This window comes from Priestia sp. 40 (assembly GCF_049368575.1).
Lineage (GTDB): Bacteria > Bacillota > Bacilli > Bacillales > Bacillaceae_H > Priestia > Priestia zanthoxyli.
This window is the reverse complement of sequence record NZ_JBMPZA010000008.1, coordinates 1-15434: the sequence shown is the minus strand read 5'-3', so window position 1 is coordinate 15434 and position 15434 is coordinate 1. Positions and strand designations below refer to the sequence as shown.

Sequence of the window (15434 nt, the reverse complement as noted above, 5' to 3'; positions counted from 1 at the left end):
GAAACGTTATGGATTTGCTGATTATTTTGCTGTCTCTGGGGCTTTTGATGCTGGTTGCTTACCGCGGATTTTCAGTTATTTTGTTTGCTCCACTTTGTGCGCTGCTAGCCGTTATTTTAACGGAACCAAGCTATGCACTCCCGTTTTTCTCAAACGTTTTTATGGAGAAAATGGTTGGGTTTATTAAAAACTACTTCCCTGTCTTTCTATTAGGAGCGGTTTTCGGGAAGATGGTTGAAATGTCTGGAGTCGCTGAGTCGATTGCGAAAACAATTGTTAAAGTCGTAGGGGCTAAACGTGCGATCTTGGCGATTGTTTTAATGGGAGCAATCTTAACCTACAGCGGCGTAAGTTTATTCGTTGTTGCGTTTGCAGTTTATCCGTTTGCAGCTAACTTATTCCGCGAAGCGAATATTCCAAAACGATTAGTACCGGGAACGATTGCATTAGGAGCTATTTCGTTTACCATGGATGCACTTCCGGGTACACCGCAGATTCAAAACGTTATTCCAACGACTTTTTTTAAAACAGACATCTATGCTGCTCCGACACTGGGGATTATCGGATCGGTTATTGTCTTTAGCTTAGGTCTTTGGTATTTGGAAAGTCGAAGCAAAAAAGCAAGAAAAGCTGGAGAAGGCTACTACGGATTTAATAATGAACTAGCGGCTGCTGCAGAACTAGAAAAAGAGTCAGTGCCTTCTACAGAACCTAAGTATGAACCTAGCGTAGCAAGACAGATTTTAGCATTTGTTCCTCTTGTGCTTGTAGGGGTTGCAAACAAATTTTTTACTGTTTCTATTCCAAAATGGTATCCAGAGGGTTTTGATTTTGCCAAAATTGGCCTTGAAGCGTTCGGAAAAGTAGATTTAACCGCGGTTGTTGGTATTTGGTCAGTGGAATTGGCACTTGTTATTGGAATTATCACAACGATTGCGTATGATTGGAAGCGAGTGACCACCGGTTTCCAAGCAGGTCTTAATGCAAGTATTGGCGGAGCGCTTCTTGCTGCGATGAACACGGGAGCTGAGTATGGCTTTGGAGGCGTTATTTCATCTCTTCCTGGGTTTGCAGCCGTTCGTGACGGTATTTCACATACATTTACAAATCCGCTTGTCAATGGAGCCGTTACGACAAACATTTTAGCGGGTATTACAGGCTCTGCTTCTGGAGGTATGGGAATTGCGCTTAGTGCGATGGGAGATAAGTATGTAGAAGCTATTAATCAGTACAACATTCCTCCTGAAGTTATGCATAGAGTTGTAGCGATGGCATCAGGCGGTATGGATACGCTTCCTCATAACGGAGCCGTTATTACACTGCTTGCTATTACCGGGTTAACCCACAAGCAGTCTTACCGAGATATTTTTGCCATCACTATTATAAAAACGCTTGCATGTTTCTTAATTATTGGAATCTACAGCTTAACTGGACTCGTATAACCAGTAAAGAGGTTGAGAAAAAAGTAGTTTCGTTGAAGAAAGATCCGAACGATGAATTGTTCGGATCTTTTTATTGTTGCAGTGATTTAGTTGTATATCAAGATTTTTGCTCTAAAACAGATTCTTTGACTTTCTAAACTGTAAGTATTATGATTACACTACTTTCTGCAGTACTATATGCCGTTACATTAATTCTTAGCATGTTTATGAAGAAAGGAGAATGACTGTGAAGCTATTTGAAGGAAATTTAAAAGTAGGCGACTGGGTCAAAGGAAAGTCTCGCGACGGTGAACTTATATACGGATATATTAAAACGATTAATCCATCTAAAAAAGCAGCACTAATCAACGTTGTGAAAAGTGATGATGAAAAAATGGTCGGCACAACCATTGGCATGATGGATGAAAAAATAGAAAAGCTGCCCCTTCAAAAAACGGCGCACGAAGAGCAAATTCTTTCATTAATTGATCTCGCGCTGCTAACGAAAGACGAAGCTTGGTTTATTGAATTAACAGCTGAATTAAAAAGATTACAAGATAAAAAGCAAGGCTGAAATTCCTGATAAGGAATGAAGGCCCTGCTTTTTTTATTATTCCTAGGGGAAAAGCAGGAATGGAAAGCAGCTTGCGAGAAGAAGTAAATGACGACATTAAAAGAAAAGGTGATAAAAGATGAGTAAACGTGTCTTGATTTTAACAGGAGATGCCGTGGAGGCTTTAGAAGTTTTTTATCCGTATTATCGCTGTTTAGAAGAAGATATTCAGTGTACCATTGCTTCTCCAGTGAAAAAGAAGCTCCAAACGGTTGTTCATGATTTTCTTCCAGAAATGGAAACATTCACAGAAAAAACGGGATATAAAATTGATTCTCACGCTTCTGTAGATGAAGTGGATCCCGCTGATTTTGACGGACTTATTATTCCTGGAGGACGAGCGCCTGAATATATTCGAATGAACACAAAAGTTCAGGAAATTGCCGCTCATTTTTTAAAAGAAAACAAACCTTTAGGCGTTATTTGTCATGGTCAGCTCGTGTTAACGACGGTTAGAGAGTATCTGCAAGACAGAGAAGTGACAGCGTATCCTGCTTGCCGTCCGGAAGTAGAAGCGGCGGGTGCAGTATTTGTTGAACAGACGCTTCATGTAGACAGAAACTTAGTAACGGGACAAGCTTGGCCAGATTTACCTAAATTTATGAAAGAATTTTTTAACGTGCTAAAAAAAGCTGAAAAAGTGAACGCATAATAAAAAAGCGGGCTGAGAGAAAAGAATTCTTTCAGCTCTTTTACATGATGATAGGTGAGGTGTAAACAACGTGCAGCTTATGTCTGAACTTTCGAAGAAAATTATAAAAGAAGTGCAGCTTGTGATGAAAGAACATGTAATTGTAACAGATCCAAGTGGAATTATTATTGCGTCAACAGAAGAAAAACGGGTTGGTTTTTTTCACGAAGGCGCGTGGAACGTGATGCAAAGAAAGCAAAAATTATATATATCCAAAAAAGAAGCAGCGGATTTAAAAGGAGTTAAGCCTGGTATTAACTTGCCTATCAGTTATCAAGGAGAGATTATTGGGGTTATTGGCATTACAGGTACTCCAGAAGCCGTTGAGCCTTTTGCAGATATTATTCGAAGATTAACAGAGTTAATTATTCGTGAGGCATATTACATAGAAACAAAGGAATGGGAAAATAAAGGAGTGGAAGCTTTTTTTCGTGAATGGATTTATAGCCAGCAGGTAGATGCAGAATTTATTGAACGAGGCCATATTTTAGGAGTACAAGCAGACAGTGCTTATTGCTGCACGCTGTTTCAAATTGATTCATCTCTTTCGAAAAATAAGCAGCAGCAGGTACAAGAAACAATTCGCTACTGGTTTGAAAGTCATAAAGCTGACGGAGATTATATCGCAAACTGGGGATATGATCGTTTGCTTTTACTGAAAGAGGCGGTAGGTGAAAAGGCAAGGCATGGATTTAAAGAAGAATTAAAAAAATGTCAGCAGTACATTCAAGCAAACAACCAAGTTATGGTCACTATTGGTGTAGGAAAGTCAGCGGAGCAATTTAATTTGCATGCTTCATATGAAGAAGCGAAAAAAGCGCTTAAAGTGGCTTCAAAACGTCAAACCGTTGTTTTTTATGAGGAGCTGCTGATGGACATGATTTTAGAAGACGTTTCTAAACCTGTAAAAAAGGAATTCTTGAGTCGAGTGCTTTCCACTCTCTTAAAAGAAAAAGAGCTGCTTGAAACGCTGAAGTGCTATTTGGCCAATGATCAATCATTAAAAAAAACGGCAGTTGATTTACATATTCATATTAATACGCTTCATTACCGCTTGAAGCAAATAAAAGAGCTCACAGATATTGATCCTAAAAGCGTAAAAGGTATTACGCTTTTTTACCTTGCGCTATCTTTACTAGAGTGAAGTGCGTCCTTCGTTGGATAAACATACAAAAAAAGAGTTTTTAAAGCGCTTTTTTTTAGTTCTTTATCTATAGTCCCTCGTTGCTTCTGTAACTATAATAAGAGTAAGAGATACATATAAGGAGGAACGTTATGCTTAATGAACGAACAAAAGCAAAGCTCATTGAAGTTGTAGGATCAGCCAATTTTCAAGATAGTAGTGAAGCAAGACTCGTGTATTCCTATGACGCAACACCTAACTTTCAGTCGCTTCCTGATGCGGTTATTATGCCTGAAAACAAAGAACAAGTGAAAAGAATTTTAACGATATGCAACGAAGATCACGTGCCCATTGTTCCAAGAGGTTCAGGTACAAATTTAAGCGCAGGAACGTGTCCCACGCAAGGAGGAATTGTTCTTACCTTTAACCGGATGAATAAAATTTTAGAAGTTGATGAAGAAAATTTAACGGTTACCGTTCAGCCGGGTGTTATTACGTTAGATTTAATTAACGCTGTAGAGGCAAAAGGTTTATTTTATCCTCCTGATCCAAGCTCCATGAAAATATCAACTATTGGAGGAAACATCAATGAATGTTCAGGAGGATTACGAGGCTTAAAATATGGCGTGACAAAAGATTATGTTCTTGGTCTTGAAGTAGTTCTTGCAAACGGCGACTGCATAAAGACGGGCGGCAAGTTAGCTAAAGATGTAGCTGGCTACGATTTAACGAACTTGTTTGTTGGTTCTGAAGGAACGCTGGGCGTCGTGACAGAAGCGATTTTAAAGCTCATTCCAATACCTGAAACAAAACAAACTCTGCTTGCACTGTTTGAAGACATGGACGCAGCTGCTAAGACGGTTTCAGCAATTATCGCCAATAAGATTATTCCGGCTACGCTTGAATTTTTAGACCAGCCGACGTGTGAAGTAGTAGAAGATTTTGCGCAAGTTGGGCTTCCAACTGATGTAAACGCTGTCTTATTGATTGAACAAGATGGCCCGCCAGAAGTGGTGAAGCGCGATATTGAAATGATTTCACGCATCTGCAGCGAAGGAAACGCTGTATCGGTAAAAGTAGCGGCTTCGCAAGCAGAAGCAGAAGCGTTAAGTACAGCCAGAAGGTCAGCCCTTTCTGCTTTAGCACGGATGAAGCCAACGACCATTTTAGAAGACGCAACCGTTCCACGGTCTAAAATTAGTGAAATGGTCAAAGCAATTAATGAAATTGCTGTAACATATAACGTTAAGATCTGTACGTTTGGTCATGCGGGAGACGGAAACCTGCATCCGACTTGTTTAACAGATGCGCGTGACGAAGAAGAGCTTCACCGGGTCGAACAAGCTTTTGAAGCAATTTTTCATAAAGCCATTGAGCTCGGAGGAACGATTACAGGGGAACACGGAGTTGGAGAAATGAAAGCACCGTATTTGGCGTTGAAGATGGGCGGAGAAGGAGTAGCAGCGATGAAAGCAATTAAGTATGCTTTGGATCCGCAAGGAATTATGAATCCAGGGAAAATTTTTGCTAAAGACACGAGAAAAAGAGTGGTGGTTCGTTCATGACGGCAACAAAAGACATTCAGCAAGCGTTCAAAGAACGGTTAGATTATGACGAGTTAATGAATTGTATGAGATGCGGTTTTTGTTTGCCGAGCTGTCCGACGTATGGACAAACGAATCAATATGAAGCAGCGTCACCGCGCGGAAGAATTGCTTTGATGAAAGGAGTGGTAGACGGACTTATTGAACCTGATGAATCTGTTGAAAAGCAATTGAATCTTTGCCTTGGCTGCCGAGCGTGTGAGCCTGTTTGTCCTTCGGGTGTGAAGTACGGACACTTATTAGAAGAAGCGCGTGATATTATTCAGCAGAAAAAACGACATAAATGGCCGGTAAAAGCGCTCAGGCATATGGTGTTTGAACAGCTTTTTCCCCATAAAGAACGATTAAAAAATGTACATTCTCTGCTTGCTTTCTATCAAAGAAGCGGCTTGCAAAAAGCTGTTCAAAAAACAAACATACTAAACGTTCTGCCCGGTAATTTAGCACAAATGGAAAAAACGCTTCCGCCTGTGCCAACAAAAAAAGAAATGAAGAAACGTCCTTTTTTATTTGAAGCAGAAGGAACAAGAGAGCGTACGGTTGCTTTTTTTACAGGGTGTTTAATGGATACGATGTTTATGGAGACAAACAACGCGACGATTGCACTTTTACAAAAAGCGGGGTGTAAGGTCGTTATACCAGAGGTGCAGACGTGCTGCGGCGCACTGCATGCGCACGGAGGAGAAAAAGATCAGGCAAAGAAGTTAGCGAAGCAAAATATTATGGCGTTTGAATCCATTCAAGCGGATGACATTGTTCTTAATGCAGGAGGCTGCGGTGCGCTGTTGGTAGAATACGATCATTTATTAAAAGATGAGCCGGAATGGAAAGAAAGAGCGGCGGCTTTTTCTGCCAAAGTCAAAGATTTTTCAGAGATTTTATTGCAGCAGCAGTTTGTGGAAAAACAAAAGTTATCGCTTTCAAGTCAAGTTATTACGTATCAAGACTCGTGTCATTTAAGAAACGTGATGAAAACGTCCAGCGCACCGAGAAAACTGATCCAAGCGATTAACGGCACGGTGTTTAATGAAATGGAAAATGCGGATCATTGCTGCGGCTCAGCCGGTATTTATAACTTAACGGAACAAGAGATGTCTATGCAAATTTTAGATTATAAAATGGAAAAAGTGAAAGAAGCCCATGCACATACGATTGTAACAGCAAACCCGGGCTGTCTCATTCAAATGAAGCTAGGCGTAGTCAGAGAAGGAGTAGAAGAAAGTGTAAGGGCCGTTCATCTTGCAGATTTACTTCTTGAAGCAGTAGAAAGCAAATAAAAAGGCCGGACACGTCCGGCCTTTTTATTATTTGAACAGCTGAGAAACAATTTCGTACGAACGAAGGCGAGCTTTGTGATCGTAAATTTGAGCGTTAATCATCAGTTCATCTGCTTCTGTTTCTTCAATAAACTGTTCCAGCTTGACTTTAATCGTCTCAGGGCTTCCGACAATAGAAGAGCCCAGCTGCTGTTGAAGAGAAGCTTTTTCAAAGTCAGTCCATAGTTCATCCATATTATCCACAGGAGCTTTTAGTTTACCTGGTGTGTTTCGAATTAAATTTAGAAACTGCTGCTGCATAGAAGTAGCCAAGCGTTCAGCTTCTCTATCTGTATCAGCAGCGATTACGTTTACACCTAACATTGCATATGGTTTCTCTAACACGTCGGACGGCTTAAAATAACGGCGATACATGTTAAGAGCTGTCATTGTATTATTAGGTGAGAAGTGACTCGCAAATGAAAATGGCAAGCCTAGCTGTGCAGAAAGCTGTGCGCTAAAACCGCTTGAGCCAAGCAGCCAAATCGGAATGTTTAAACCTTGACCGGGAACAGCTTTAACGCGCATCTGACTTTCTGAAGCCGGTTTAAAGTATTCTTGCAGTTCAGCTAGCTGTTCTGGGAAGTCACTGCCGTCGCTTCTGCGGTCGCGTCGCAGGGCATGCGCTGTCAGCTGATCTGTCCCTGGCGCTCTTCCTAAGCCTAAATCAATACGTCCTGGAAATAGTGATTCAAGCGTGCCAAAATGTTCAGCAATAACAAGCGGAGAATGGTTAGGAAGCATAATACCTCCAGAGCCTACGCGAATACGTGACGTGCCTGCAGCTACATGACCAATTACAACAGATGTAGCGGAGCTTGCGATACCTGTCATATTATGATGCTCAGCTAGCCAGTAGCGGTTATATCCCCATTTTTCAGCGTGCTGAGCTAAATCTAATGTATTTCTAAGCGAGTCAGATACAGTTCCTCCTTCAACTACAGGAGAAAGATCTAATACGGAAATCGGAATATCTTTTAATGCTTTACTCATCAATTTCATCTTCTTTCTTTAAAGACTTCATAGGCCTTGTTATTTCAATGGAATACAAGTATTTTAACAATAATCTTTCGAGTTCCAAAATATTTTGCTTCGGTTATTTTCCTTTACGTTATTGTTCTTTAGTTACACAAGATTCCAAGAAGCAAAAAGCTTGTACGGTATAAGGCAGAAGCCGCCTCTTTCTATAAAAAGCTGTCATATTTTATAGTAGAAGGGAGGATGAACATGGTTACTTTAAATGAACTAAAAAGCAAGCAGTACGATATGATATATAGCTTAGGCTATAACTGTTTTCCAGGGATATACATGAAAAAATATTCTTTGCGAAAACAAGCCGGCGTGATTGATTGGTGTATTAGCATTTCTCTTTCTCATGTTAACCAGCTGTTGAAAAATCGCTGTAAAGACTTATTTTTGTATGAACACTTAACCTATATCAGTTCTTTCGGAGATGGTTCTACGCTTAGGCTGCGTGATAAGGTGTATCAAATTGATTCTGCTCATGATTTTCCGTCGTCTATTAATACAGAAAATAACTGGCTTTCGTATAATGAAGTCAAAGAAAAGTATGAGCGGAGAACGGAGCGATTTTTAACGTCGATGGAGACCAGTTCTTGTATATTGTTTATTCGTATGGGTGGAACGTATGAAGAAGCGAAAGAATTAGAGCATACTTTAAAGGGAATGGTCAAAAGCGATTTCTATATACTGCTGCTGACAAACAGTGAAAAAGAACTTTTGTCCGAAGCTAACTGGGACTTGCCTTATACATGTGTCTTACATGCACCTATTTTTTCAATGGATGTGCTGCGCGACGACAAAGTATGGGAAGAGCTTTTAAGCGGACTTGTTATAAAATAAAAGGAACTCTTTTTGCTCAATACGGGAATGAAAAAGCTCGTTTTTTTCATAGACTTTGTTATATCTGTTTATCAAAGGAGATGAAAAGATGGAGTCCAATGTGCGGAAGGCGATAAAAGAAATTGTATGGCTGCTACTAGAACAAGACCAGCGCTGGAACGAGTATTTAGTACAGCTGGAGGATTTGAAAATACAAGTGGATTTGAACAGTTCCGCATATGAAGTTCTTAGAAAGATGACGGGTAATTACGAAGTGCTGCTTGAACATATGGATCTCATTCAGCAGTTTGAAAATCATTCTAAAAGTGAAACAGCGCTGAATGACTTGGTTAACATCGTTATGAAGCATTATTCGTTAAAAAATTCATAAGCCTGCTTTGTGCAGGTTTATGGAGTTTCATCTCTCGATGGAATCGGGTAAAGATAATCGTTTATAATAAGTACATATGGTGATGAAAGGGTGATCGATATGGAAGAGAAACAAGAAATTGTACCCGTTCGTACAGAGGAAACAGCCAAATATTATTCGGAAGAAAAATTTTGGGACAAGCTTAAAAAGTTTGGTAAAAAAGCAGGGGCAAACGTTGTTTATGCCGTATTGCTTTTATACTACACGCTGCAAAAGCCTGATATTCCGCCAAAAGCAAAAGCAGTTATTATAGGAGCATTGGGTTATTTTATTCTTCCTTTAGATTTAATTCCGGACTTTGCAGCAGGAATTGGGTTTACAGATGATTTAGGAGCTCTAGGGCTTGCATTGATTCAAGTTGCCATGTACATTGATGAAGGTGTTAAACTTAAGGCAAAAGAAAAAATTAAAACGTGGTTTTCAGAAGAACACAATTTTTCCATTATTGATGCTAAAATAAAGTAACGTTACGATCGAAATGTCATTATTAAATAAAGTGAGCAAAAGAAGGTGATAGATGAATCATCTTCTTTTTAACCGATAATATATAGGTCTTTATGACTATTTTAATCCGTTTTATGTAAAAAAAACAGGATTAAAATATTTTTTTCATTAAAATTTTAAGCAATGTAATTGAATAATTGCCCTACAAATGTTAAGTTAAAACATGTTCATAAATTCGTCACAGAAAGCAATATACAAATAAGTAAGGTTGTTTGTAAAAACTTTGTGAAATTATGGAACTTTTTAACTGAGAGTTTCAAACTCTTAGAGATTCTTCCTCATCAATCAGAAGTAGCTTTCTTTCGTCACAAGATTAAGCATCTTTCATTTGAAGGTGTTTTTTTTCAGCCTAAGTAAGCCAACAACATGATTGTATGACAAGTTTTTACTAAGGTTGTATAGTTACTGTATTGTATGACAAGTTTTTTGTGATTTGATGTTAACTAAATGAACAGTTTCGAAGTAAATAAATGATTGCAGAAAAACAAAGTCCATGCGTTTTCATGAACCATTATACGTTACTTCATATTTGTAGAGATGTTTAGCAAAAGGGGAGATGAATGGCCTGACGTAAACAATATCCATAAACAAGCCTTAGAAGATAATTATCTTTCTAAGAAAGCAAATTTATATGATTGATTCTAATCTAAACAATGGAGTGTTCAAAAATGGAAATTAGTCAAATCTTTATTATTTTAACCCCAATCTTTTTTGTTATTTTGCTAGGTTATTTAGCAGGGTATTTTAAAAAGTTTGATGCAACAACATCTAAAGGGTTAAATACGCTTGTAACAAAATTTGCGTTACCTGCACATCTATTCGTTGGTATTACAACAACATCAAAACAAACGCTTATTGAAAAATGGCCTTTTTTACTAGCATTAGTTCTTGGTATTATTGGATTTTATGTTCTTTTCTTACTTGTTGCAAAATATGTATTTAAATACTCACTAACAGGCGCGTCTATGTTCTCTTTAAACTCTACGCAGCCAACGTTTGCGTTTATGGGTATTCCCGTATTAGGTAGCTTGTTTGGCGCGGATGTAGTAGCAATTCCAATCGCTATTACGGGTATTGTAGTAAACGCGATGCTCGATCCTTTAGCAACTATTATTGGTACGGTTGGACAGCGCGAAAGAAGTGAAGGGGATTCAGAAGAAAGCTTATTTAAAGTAACGATTAAATCAATCTTACACGGTCTTTCTGAACCATTAGCTTGTGTTCCGTTAATCGCAGTAGTATTAGTATTATGTGGGTTCCAGTCTCCAGATTTACTTTCAAGCAGTTTAGATCAAATTGGTTCAATTACATCTGGTGCGGCACTATTCGCAGTTGGGGTAACAATTGGTATCCGTAAAATTCAATTTAGCCCAGCGGCATTTGGTATTGCGATTTTAAAAGTTGCTATTCAGCCGCTTGTAATGTTAGGAATTGCAACAGCAATGGGCCTATCATCAGCTGACATCGTAAAATTAGTATTATTAGTAGCGTTCCCGGGTTCAGCTGTAGCAGCGATGATTTCAGTTCGCTTTGACAGCTTAGCTGGTGAAACAGCTTCAGCATTCGTACTTAGTGCCATTATGTCACTTGTTACATTACCACTGTTAATTTCTTGGTTAATGTAGTCACATATATAAATATAGAACATAAAAAAAGACTTTGCTATTTTAGCAAAGTCTTTTTTTATGCATTTATATTTAAAAAAGCTTTAAAAATTCTTGGGCGATTTTGGGAAGGTAACTATCCGTACGCCACGTAACTAAAGGTTCTATTACAAATGGATTATCTTCTATACTTAGAATTTTAATATGTTCTAGCGAAAAAGAGGAAAGCATTGAATAAGGAACAATGGCAGCACCAAGGCCACGACATACTAAATTAAGAAGCATCGCTGAATCATGGCATTCGCATAAAATGTTGGGTATTACACCTATCTTTTCAAATTCCTTCACAATGCGATTATATATGCTTATTTCCCGGTTTGAACGAAGAAGAATAAGAGGGAGAGAAGCAATTTCAGCGACTGAAATTTTTTCTTCTGCATGATCACTTTCTTTAGGAACGGCTACAACAAAAACATCTGGTGCAAGTGTTTTTGTTTTTACCTGTTGATAAGGTAAGTCTGTAGTGGTGACCGCTACATCAATTTTCCCTTCTGTTAATAATTCATTTAAATGAGCTGGTTCGTTTTCATAGATATTAAAAGTGCTGTTTGGATACTGTTTTTGGATAAGAGTTAGCTTATCTAGAACCGTAGATGCACAGTAGATTGTACATCCGACTTCAAGCTTTTCATTTGTTACGTTTTTACATTCCTGTACTTCTAATACTGATTTTTCGACCCTTTGCACAATTTCTTTCGCTCGTTTTAAAAAAAGCTTTCCCTCTGCCGTTAACAATAAGCGCTTATTATTGTTTCGTTCAAAAAGCAAAAGGCCCAGCTCATTTTCGAGCTGTTTTAGCTGTCTGCTTAAAGGAGGCTGAGCCATATGCAGGCGCTTTGCTGCTTTAGTTACATTTAATTCTTCAGCTATGACGATAAAATAATGCAGCTGTCTTAATTCCACTGTATTCAACTCCATACTTTAAAGGTATTATTATATACTTTATCAATATTTTAATTGTATGGAAAATGAGTGTAAAGTTAAATGTGTAACCAAAGCAGAGAGGAGGAAAAGAAATGAAAATAGCTGTAGGAATCACAGGAGCCACGGGAGCTATTCTAGGTATTCGAATTTTAGAGCTTTTGAAGAAGACTTCTGTTGAAACGCATTTAGTTATGTCGCCTTGGGCTCATGCCACAATTAAGCTGGAAACACCTTATAGCGTTCAGCAAGTAGAAGCGTTAGCAGATTATTGCTATTCATATCAAGACCAAGCAGCAAAGATTTCGAGCGGTTCTTTTCGTATAGATGGAATGATTGTTAGTCCTTGCAGTATGAAAACATTAGCATCTATTCGAATGGGACTAGCAGACAACTTAATAGCGAGAACGGCAGATGTAATGTTAAAAGAAAGAAAGCCGCTGGTGCTACTTCCTCGCGAAACGCCTTTGAATACAATTCATTTAGAAAACATGCTGGATCTTTCAAAAATGGGCGCTATCCTTGTGCCTCCTATGCCGGCATTTTATAACAAACCTGAGACGATTGAGGATATCGTCACGCATATTGCTGTTCGAACGTTAGATCAATTAGGGATTGAGCTTCCTGAGGCAAAAAGATGGAATGGAATTAAACATTTATCACAAGGAGGAAAATAAACATGGCTTATAAAGACTTTAGAGATTTCCTTAATACGCTACATAAAGAAGGGCAGCTGCTGAAGATTACAGATGAAGTACAGCCTGATCCAGATTTAGGTTCAGCAGGTCAAGCCATCAGTAATTTAGGAGACCAAACGCCAGGGTTATTATTTACCAATATTTATGGGTACAACAGCGCAAAGGTAGCCCTAAACGTAATGGGTTCCTGGGCAAATCACGCGTTAATGATGGGACTGCCGAAATCAACTCCTGTAAAAGAACAGTTCTTTGAGTTTGCTCGGAGATATGAAAAATTTCCTGTCAAAGTAAAAAGAGAAGAAACAGCGCCATTTCATGAGTGTGAAATCACAGATGATATTAACTTATTCGACCTTTTGCCGTTGTTCCGCTTGAATCAAGGAGACGGAGGCTACTATCTAGATAAAGCGTGCGTCATTTCTCGTGATCAGCATGATAAGGAGAACTTTGGCAAACAAAACGTAGGTATATATCGTATGCAGGTCAAAGGGAAAGACCGTCTAGGCATTCAACCTGTGCCACAGCATGATATTGCCATTCACTTGAAACAAGCCGAAGAAAAAGGTGAAAACCTCCCTGTATCAATTGCTTTAGGATGTGAACCTGCGATTGTCACAGCAGCTGCTACGCCGCTTCATTACGATCAATCAGAGTATGAAATGGCAGGAGCTATTCAAGGTGAGCCGTACAGAATTGTGAAGTCTCAGCTTTCTGATTTAGATGTACCTTGGGGAGCAGAAGTGATTTTAGAGGGAGAAATTTTAGCCGGTGAACGTGAATATGAAGGTCCTTTTGGCGAATTTACAGGTCATTACTCCGGTGGCAGAAGCATGCCTGTTATCAAAATCAATCGCGTATATCATCGTAAAGAGCCTATTTTTGAAAGTTTATATATCGGTATGCCTTGGACAGAAACAGATTATTTAATTGGAATCAATACAAGCGTTCCTTTATATCAGCAGCTAAAAGAAGCATATCCTGAAGAGATTGAAGCTGTGAATGCGATGTATACTCACGGTCTCGTTGCTATTATTTCAACGAAAAGCCGATACGGAGGATTTGCTAAGGCGGTTGGTATGAGGGCATTGACTACGCCGCATGGATTAGGATATTGCAAGCTAGTTATTTTAGTAGACGAAGATGTGGATCCGTTTAATTTACCGCAAGTCATGTGGGCGCTATCGACAAAAATGCACCCAAAACATGATGTTATAACAGTGCCTAATCTTTCAGTTCTTCCACTTGATCCAGGATCTGAGCCGGCTGGTATTACAGATAAAATGATTTTGGATGCTACAACACCAGTTGCACCGGAAACAAGAGGCCACTATTCGCAGCCTTTAGATACACCACTTGAAACTGAAAAATGGGAAAAAATCTTAACGAATATGATGCAAAAATAAACAAGGAGGAATCGACATGCATACTTGTCCAAGATGTGAAACCAAACAAGCAAACGTAGTATCTAAATCACCAGTTGAAGGAGCCTGGGAAATTTATTTATGCGACGTGTGTTTGTTTACCTGGCGTTCTTCTGAACCTGAGACCATCACCAATCCTGAAAAATACCCTCGACCATTTAAAGTCAATCCAAAAGACGTACCGCTGGCAACGCACGTGCCTCCTGTGCCACCCCGATCTTACTAAGCAAAGGCGGTAAGTAAAATGAATAAAGCAGAGCTGCCAAAAGCCGTGCGCGTATTTTTAAATGGAAAAGACTTAGAAAGAAAACAGCGTGATGCGATGTTGCTATCTACAGTGACATCCGAGGGTTTTCCTCATGTAGCAATGATTAGCGCAGGAGAGCTGGTAGCTATTAGCTCTTCACGCGTCAAGCTGTTAGTATGGAAAGGTACAACGTCTGCAAAAAACATGATACAGAATCATAAGGCAACCGTTACATTAGTTGTTGAAGGGAAAGCTTATTACATTAAATTTTGGCTGAAAAAAGAAGCTCCTGTGTTATCAGGCTATGAGTTATTTACAGGAGAAGTAGCCGCTGTTAAAGAAGATTATGCAAAATATGCCGTTCTAACATCAGGAATTCAATTTCAGCTTCATGATTCCAAACAGGTACTAAGCCGCTGGAAGCAATCAATTGCAGCTGTTCTTTCTACTGAAAAAACCGATTCTTAAAAATAAGAATCGGTTTTTTAGCTGTAGTGAAATTTTTTCAAATAGCACGCTAGCTGGACTTTTAATAGGTGCTCACTATTTGTAAATGATATGTTCATTTTGTCTTCGATTTTCTTTAAGCGCTGATAAAGTGTATTAACGTGAATATGAAGCTGCTTAGCTGTAAGTGAAGCAGAGCGATTATTATCGAAGTAGGCTTCTAACGTTTGTTCTAAAGGTTCATCATTCAAATGATTGTTTTTAAGAGGGAGGAATACTTCATCAATAAAGGTTTTTACCTCTTCTTTCGATTGATTAATAAATAATCGGTTAATTCCTATTTCCTCATACAATATGCATCCATCTTGCTGCTGAAGCGGCGCACGAAAATGCGAAAGCGTTTCACGATAAATGCGAAAACGCAGTCCCTCAGCTTCGTAGGTAGGGTTAATATCGGCGGCTGCAAACCGAACGAGTAAATATGTACATAAC

General features: G+C 39.0%; 17 protein-coding genes. 14 read left to right on the top strand and 3 right to left on the bottom strand.

Annotation, left to right across the window (positions count from 1 at the left end; translation table 11 throughout):
• The first annotated feature begins 8 nt into the window (after positions 1–8).
• The 6 genes from ACO1DI_RS11780 to ACO1DI_RS11755 all read left to right on the top strand — a co-directional run bounded on the left by ACO1DI_RS11780 (position 9) and on the right by ACO1DI_RS11755 (position 6729).
• Positions 9–1442 (top strand): GntP family permease, encoded by a 1434-nt coding sequence (locus tag ACO1DI_RS11780; RefSeq protein WP_014459806.1) that lies wholly within the window; start codon positions 9–11, stop codon positions 1440–1442.
• 226 nt (positions 1443–1668) lie between these two features.
• On the top strand, positions 1669–1995 hold the full coding sequence (locus ACO1DI_RS11775) for an IDEAL domain-containing protein (protein WP_013057348.1): 327 nt from the start codon (positions 1669–1671) through the stop codon (positions 1993–1995).
• Positions 1996–2113: 118 nt separating this feature from the next.
• The gene (locus tag ACO1DI_RS11770) at positions 2114–2686 is read left to right on the top strand and encodes a DJ-1/PfpI family protein (protein ID WP_013057347.1); all 573 of its coding nucleotides are present in this window, start codon (positions 2114–2116) and stop codon (positions 2684–2686) included.
• A 79-nt stretch (positions 2687–2765) separates the two neighbouring features.
• On the top strand, positions 2766–3869 hold the full coding sequence (locus ACO1DI_RS11765; RefSeq protein ID WP_243557509.1) for a CdaR family transcriptional regulator: 1104 nt from the start codon (positions 2766–2768) through the stop codon (positions 3867–3869).
• A gap of 131 nt (positions 3870–4000) precedes the next feature.
• The gene (glcD, locus tag ACO1DI_RS11760) at positions 4001–5413 is read left to right on the top strand and encodes a glycolate oxidase subunit GlcD (protein ID WP_014459808.1); all 1413 of its coding nucleotides are present in this window, start codon (positions 4001–4003) and stop codon (positions 5411–5413) included.
• Positions 5410–6729 carry a (Fe-S)-binding protein gene (locus ACO1DI_RS11755; protein WP_014459809.1) on the top strand — a complete coding sequence of 440 codons (1320 nt, stop codon included), beginning with the start codon at positions 5410–5412 and terminating at the stop codon, positions 6727–6729. Before glcD ends, ACO1DI_RS11755 begins: the two co-directional genes overlap by 4 nt.
• 27 nt (positions 6730–6756) lie before the next feature.
• Here the strand turns inward: ACO1DI_RS11755 and ACO1DI_RS11750 are convergent, their stop codons facing one another.
• A complete protein-coding gene (locus ACO1DI_RS11750) occupies positions 6757–7761 on the bottom strand; it encodes an LLM class flavin-dependent oxidoreductase (protein ID WP_042992089.1) in 1005 nt (334 codons plus the stop codon).
• Positions 7762–7995: 234 nt separating this feature from the next.
• Between ACO1DI_RS11750 and ACO1DI_RS11745 the strand changes: the two genes are divergently transcribed.
• The 4 genes from ACO1DI_RS11745 to ACO1DI_RS11730 all read left to right on the top strand — a co-directional run bounded on the left by ACO1DI_RS11745 (position 7996) and on the right by ACO1DI_RS11730 (position 11169).
• A complete protein-coding gene (locus ACO1DI_RS11745) occupies positions 7996–8631 on the top strand; it encodes a DUF1796 family putative cysteine peptidase (RefSeq protein ID WP_042992090.1) in 636 nt (211 codons plus the stop codon).
• A gap of 88 nt (positions 8632–8719) precedes the next feature.
• Positions 8720–9001: a hypothetical protein gene (locus tag ACO1DI_RS11740; protein WP_014459812.1), complete on the top strand. Its 282-nt coding sequence runs from the start codon at positions 8720–8722 to the stop codon at positions 8999–9001.
• A 99-nt stretch (positions 9002–9100) separates the two neighbouring features.
• Positions 9101–9505, top strand: coding sequence for a YkvA family protein (locus tag ACO1DI_RS11735; protein WP_063247858.1), 405 nt, complete (start codon positions 9101–9103; stop codon positions 9503–9505).
• A gap of 707 nt (positions 9506–10212) precedes the next feature.
• Positions 10213–11169, top strand: coding sequence for an AEC family transporter (locus ACO1DI_RS11730; protein WP_028408284.1), 957 nt, complete (start codon positions 10213–10215; stop codon positions 11167–11169).
• A 72-nt stretch (positions 11170–11241) separates the two neighbouring features.
• Here ACO1DI_RS11730 and ACO1DI_RS11725 read toward each other — a convergent pair whose 3' ends face one another.
• Complete coding sequence (locus tag ACO1DI_RS11725) at positions 11242–12111, bottom strand: LysR family transcriptional regulator (protein WP_014459815.1); 870 nt, start codon at positions 12109–12111, stop codon at positions 11242–11244.
• A gap of 113 nt (positions 12112–12224) precedes the next feature.
• On the opposite strand from ACO1DI_RS11725, the gene ACO1DI_RS11720 reads away from it, so the two are divergent.
• From ACO1DI_RS11720 to ACO1DI_RS11705, 4 genes are read left to right on the top strand one after another with little or no spacing between them, the layout of a single operon-like run.
• Positions 12225–12806 (top strand): non-oxidative hydroxyarylic acid decarboxylases subunit B, encoded by a 582-nt coding sequence (locus tag ACO1DI_RS11720; RefSeq protein ID WP_014459816.1) that lies wholly within the window; start codon positions 12225–12227, stop codon positions 12804–12806.
• 2 nt (positions 12807–12808) lie between these two features.
• A complete protein-coding gene (locus tag ACO1DI_RS11715) occupies positions 12809–14230 on the top strand; it encodes a non-oxidative hydroxyarylic acid decarboxylases subunit C (protein ID WP_014459817.1) in 1422 nt (473 codons plus the stop codon).
• 16 nt (positions 14231–14246) lie between these two features.
• Positions 14247–14474: a non-oxidative hydroxyarylic acid decarboxylases subunit D gene (locus tag ACO1DI_RS11710; RefSeq protein WP_014459818.1), complete on the top strand. Its 228-nt coding sequence runs from the start codon at positions 14247–14249 to the stop codon at positions 14472–14474.
• Between the two features lie 18 nt (positions 14475–14492).
• Entirely contained in the window at positions 14493–14963 is a 471-nt protein-coding gene (locus tag ACO1DI_RS11705; protein ID WP_028413105.1) for a pyridoxamine 5'-phosphate oxidase family protein, read from the top strand.
• Between the two features lie 17 nt (positions 14964–14980).
• On the opposite strand, the gene ACO1DI_RS11700 is transcribed toward ACO1DI_RS11705, so the two are convergent.
• Positions 14981–15434, bottom strand: a 454-nt coding sequence (locus ACO1DI_RS11700) for a PucR family transcriptional regulator (protein WP_423145267.1), incomplete at its 5' end; no start/stop codon positions are given.

Excerpts from the sequence above, each read along its gene's own strand:
- ACO1DI_RS11720 (WP_014459816.1), top strand. The coding sequence starts at position 12,225 with ATGAAAATAGCTGTAGGAATCACAGGAGCCACGGGAGCTATTCTAGGT.
- ACO1DI_RS11705 (WP_028413105.1), top strand. The coding sequence starts at position 14,493 with ATGAATAAAGCAGAGCTGCCAAAAGCCGTGCGCGTATTTTTAAATGGA.
- ACO1DI_RS11770 (WP_013057347.1), top strand. The coding sequence starts at position 2,114 with ATGAGTAAACGTGTCTTGATTTTAACAGGAGATGCCGTGGAGGCTTTA.
- ACO1DI_RS11780 (WP_014459806.1), top strand. The coding sequence starts at position 9 with ATGGATTTGCTGATTATTTTGCTGTCTCTGGGGCTTTTGATGCTGGTT.
- ACO1DI_RS11715 (WP_014459817.1), top strand. The coding sequence starts at position 12,809 with ATGGCTTATAAAGACTTTAGAGATTTCCTTAATACGCTACATAAAGAA.
- ACO1DI_RS11740 (WP_014459812.1), top strand. The coding sequence starts at position 8,720 with ATGGAGTCCAATGTGCGGAAGGCGATAAAAGAAATTGTATGGCTGCTA.
- ACO1DI_RS11710 (WP_014459818.1), top strand. The coding sequence starts at position 14,247 with ATGCATACTTGTCCAAGATGTGAAACCAAACAAGCAAACGTAGTATCT.
- ACO1DI_RS11735 (WP_063247858.1), top strand. The coding sequence starts at position 9,101 with ATGGAAGAGAAACAAGAAATTGTACCCGTTCGTACAGAGGAAACAGCC.
- ACO1DI_RS11750 (WP_042992089.1), bottom strand. The coding sequence starts at position 7,761 with ATGAGTAAAGCATTAAAAGATATTCCGATTTCCGTATTAGATCTTTCT.
- ACO1DI_RS11745 (WP_042992090.1), top strand. The coding sequence starts at position 7,996 with ATGGTTACTTTAAATGAACTAAAAAGCAAGCAGTACGATATGATATAT.
- ACO1DI_RS11755 (WP_014459809.1), top strand. The coding sequence starts at position 5,410 with ATGACGGCAACAAAAGACATTCAGCAAGCGTTCAAAGAACGGTTAGAT.
- glcD (WP_014459808.1), top strand. The coding sequence starts at position 4,001 with ATGCTTAATGAACGAACAAAAGCAAAGCTCATTGAAGTTGTAGGATCA.
- ACO1DI_RS11765 (WP_243557509.1), top strand. The coding sequence starts at position 2,766 with ATGTCTGAACTTTCGAAGAAAATTATAAAAGAAGTGCAGCTTGTGATG.
- ACO1DI_RS11730 (WP_028408284.1), top strand. The coding sequence starts at position 10,213 with ATGGAAATTAGTCAAATCTTTATTATTTTAACCCCAATCTTTTTTGTT.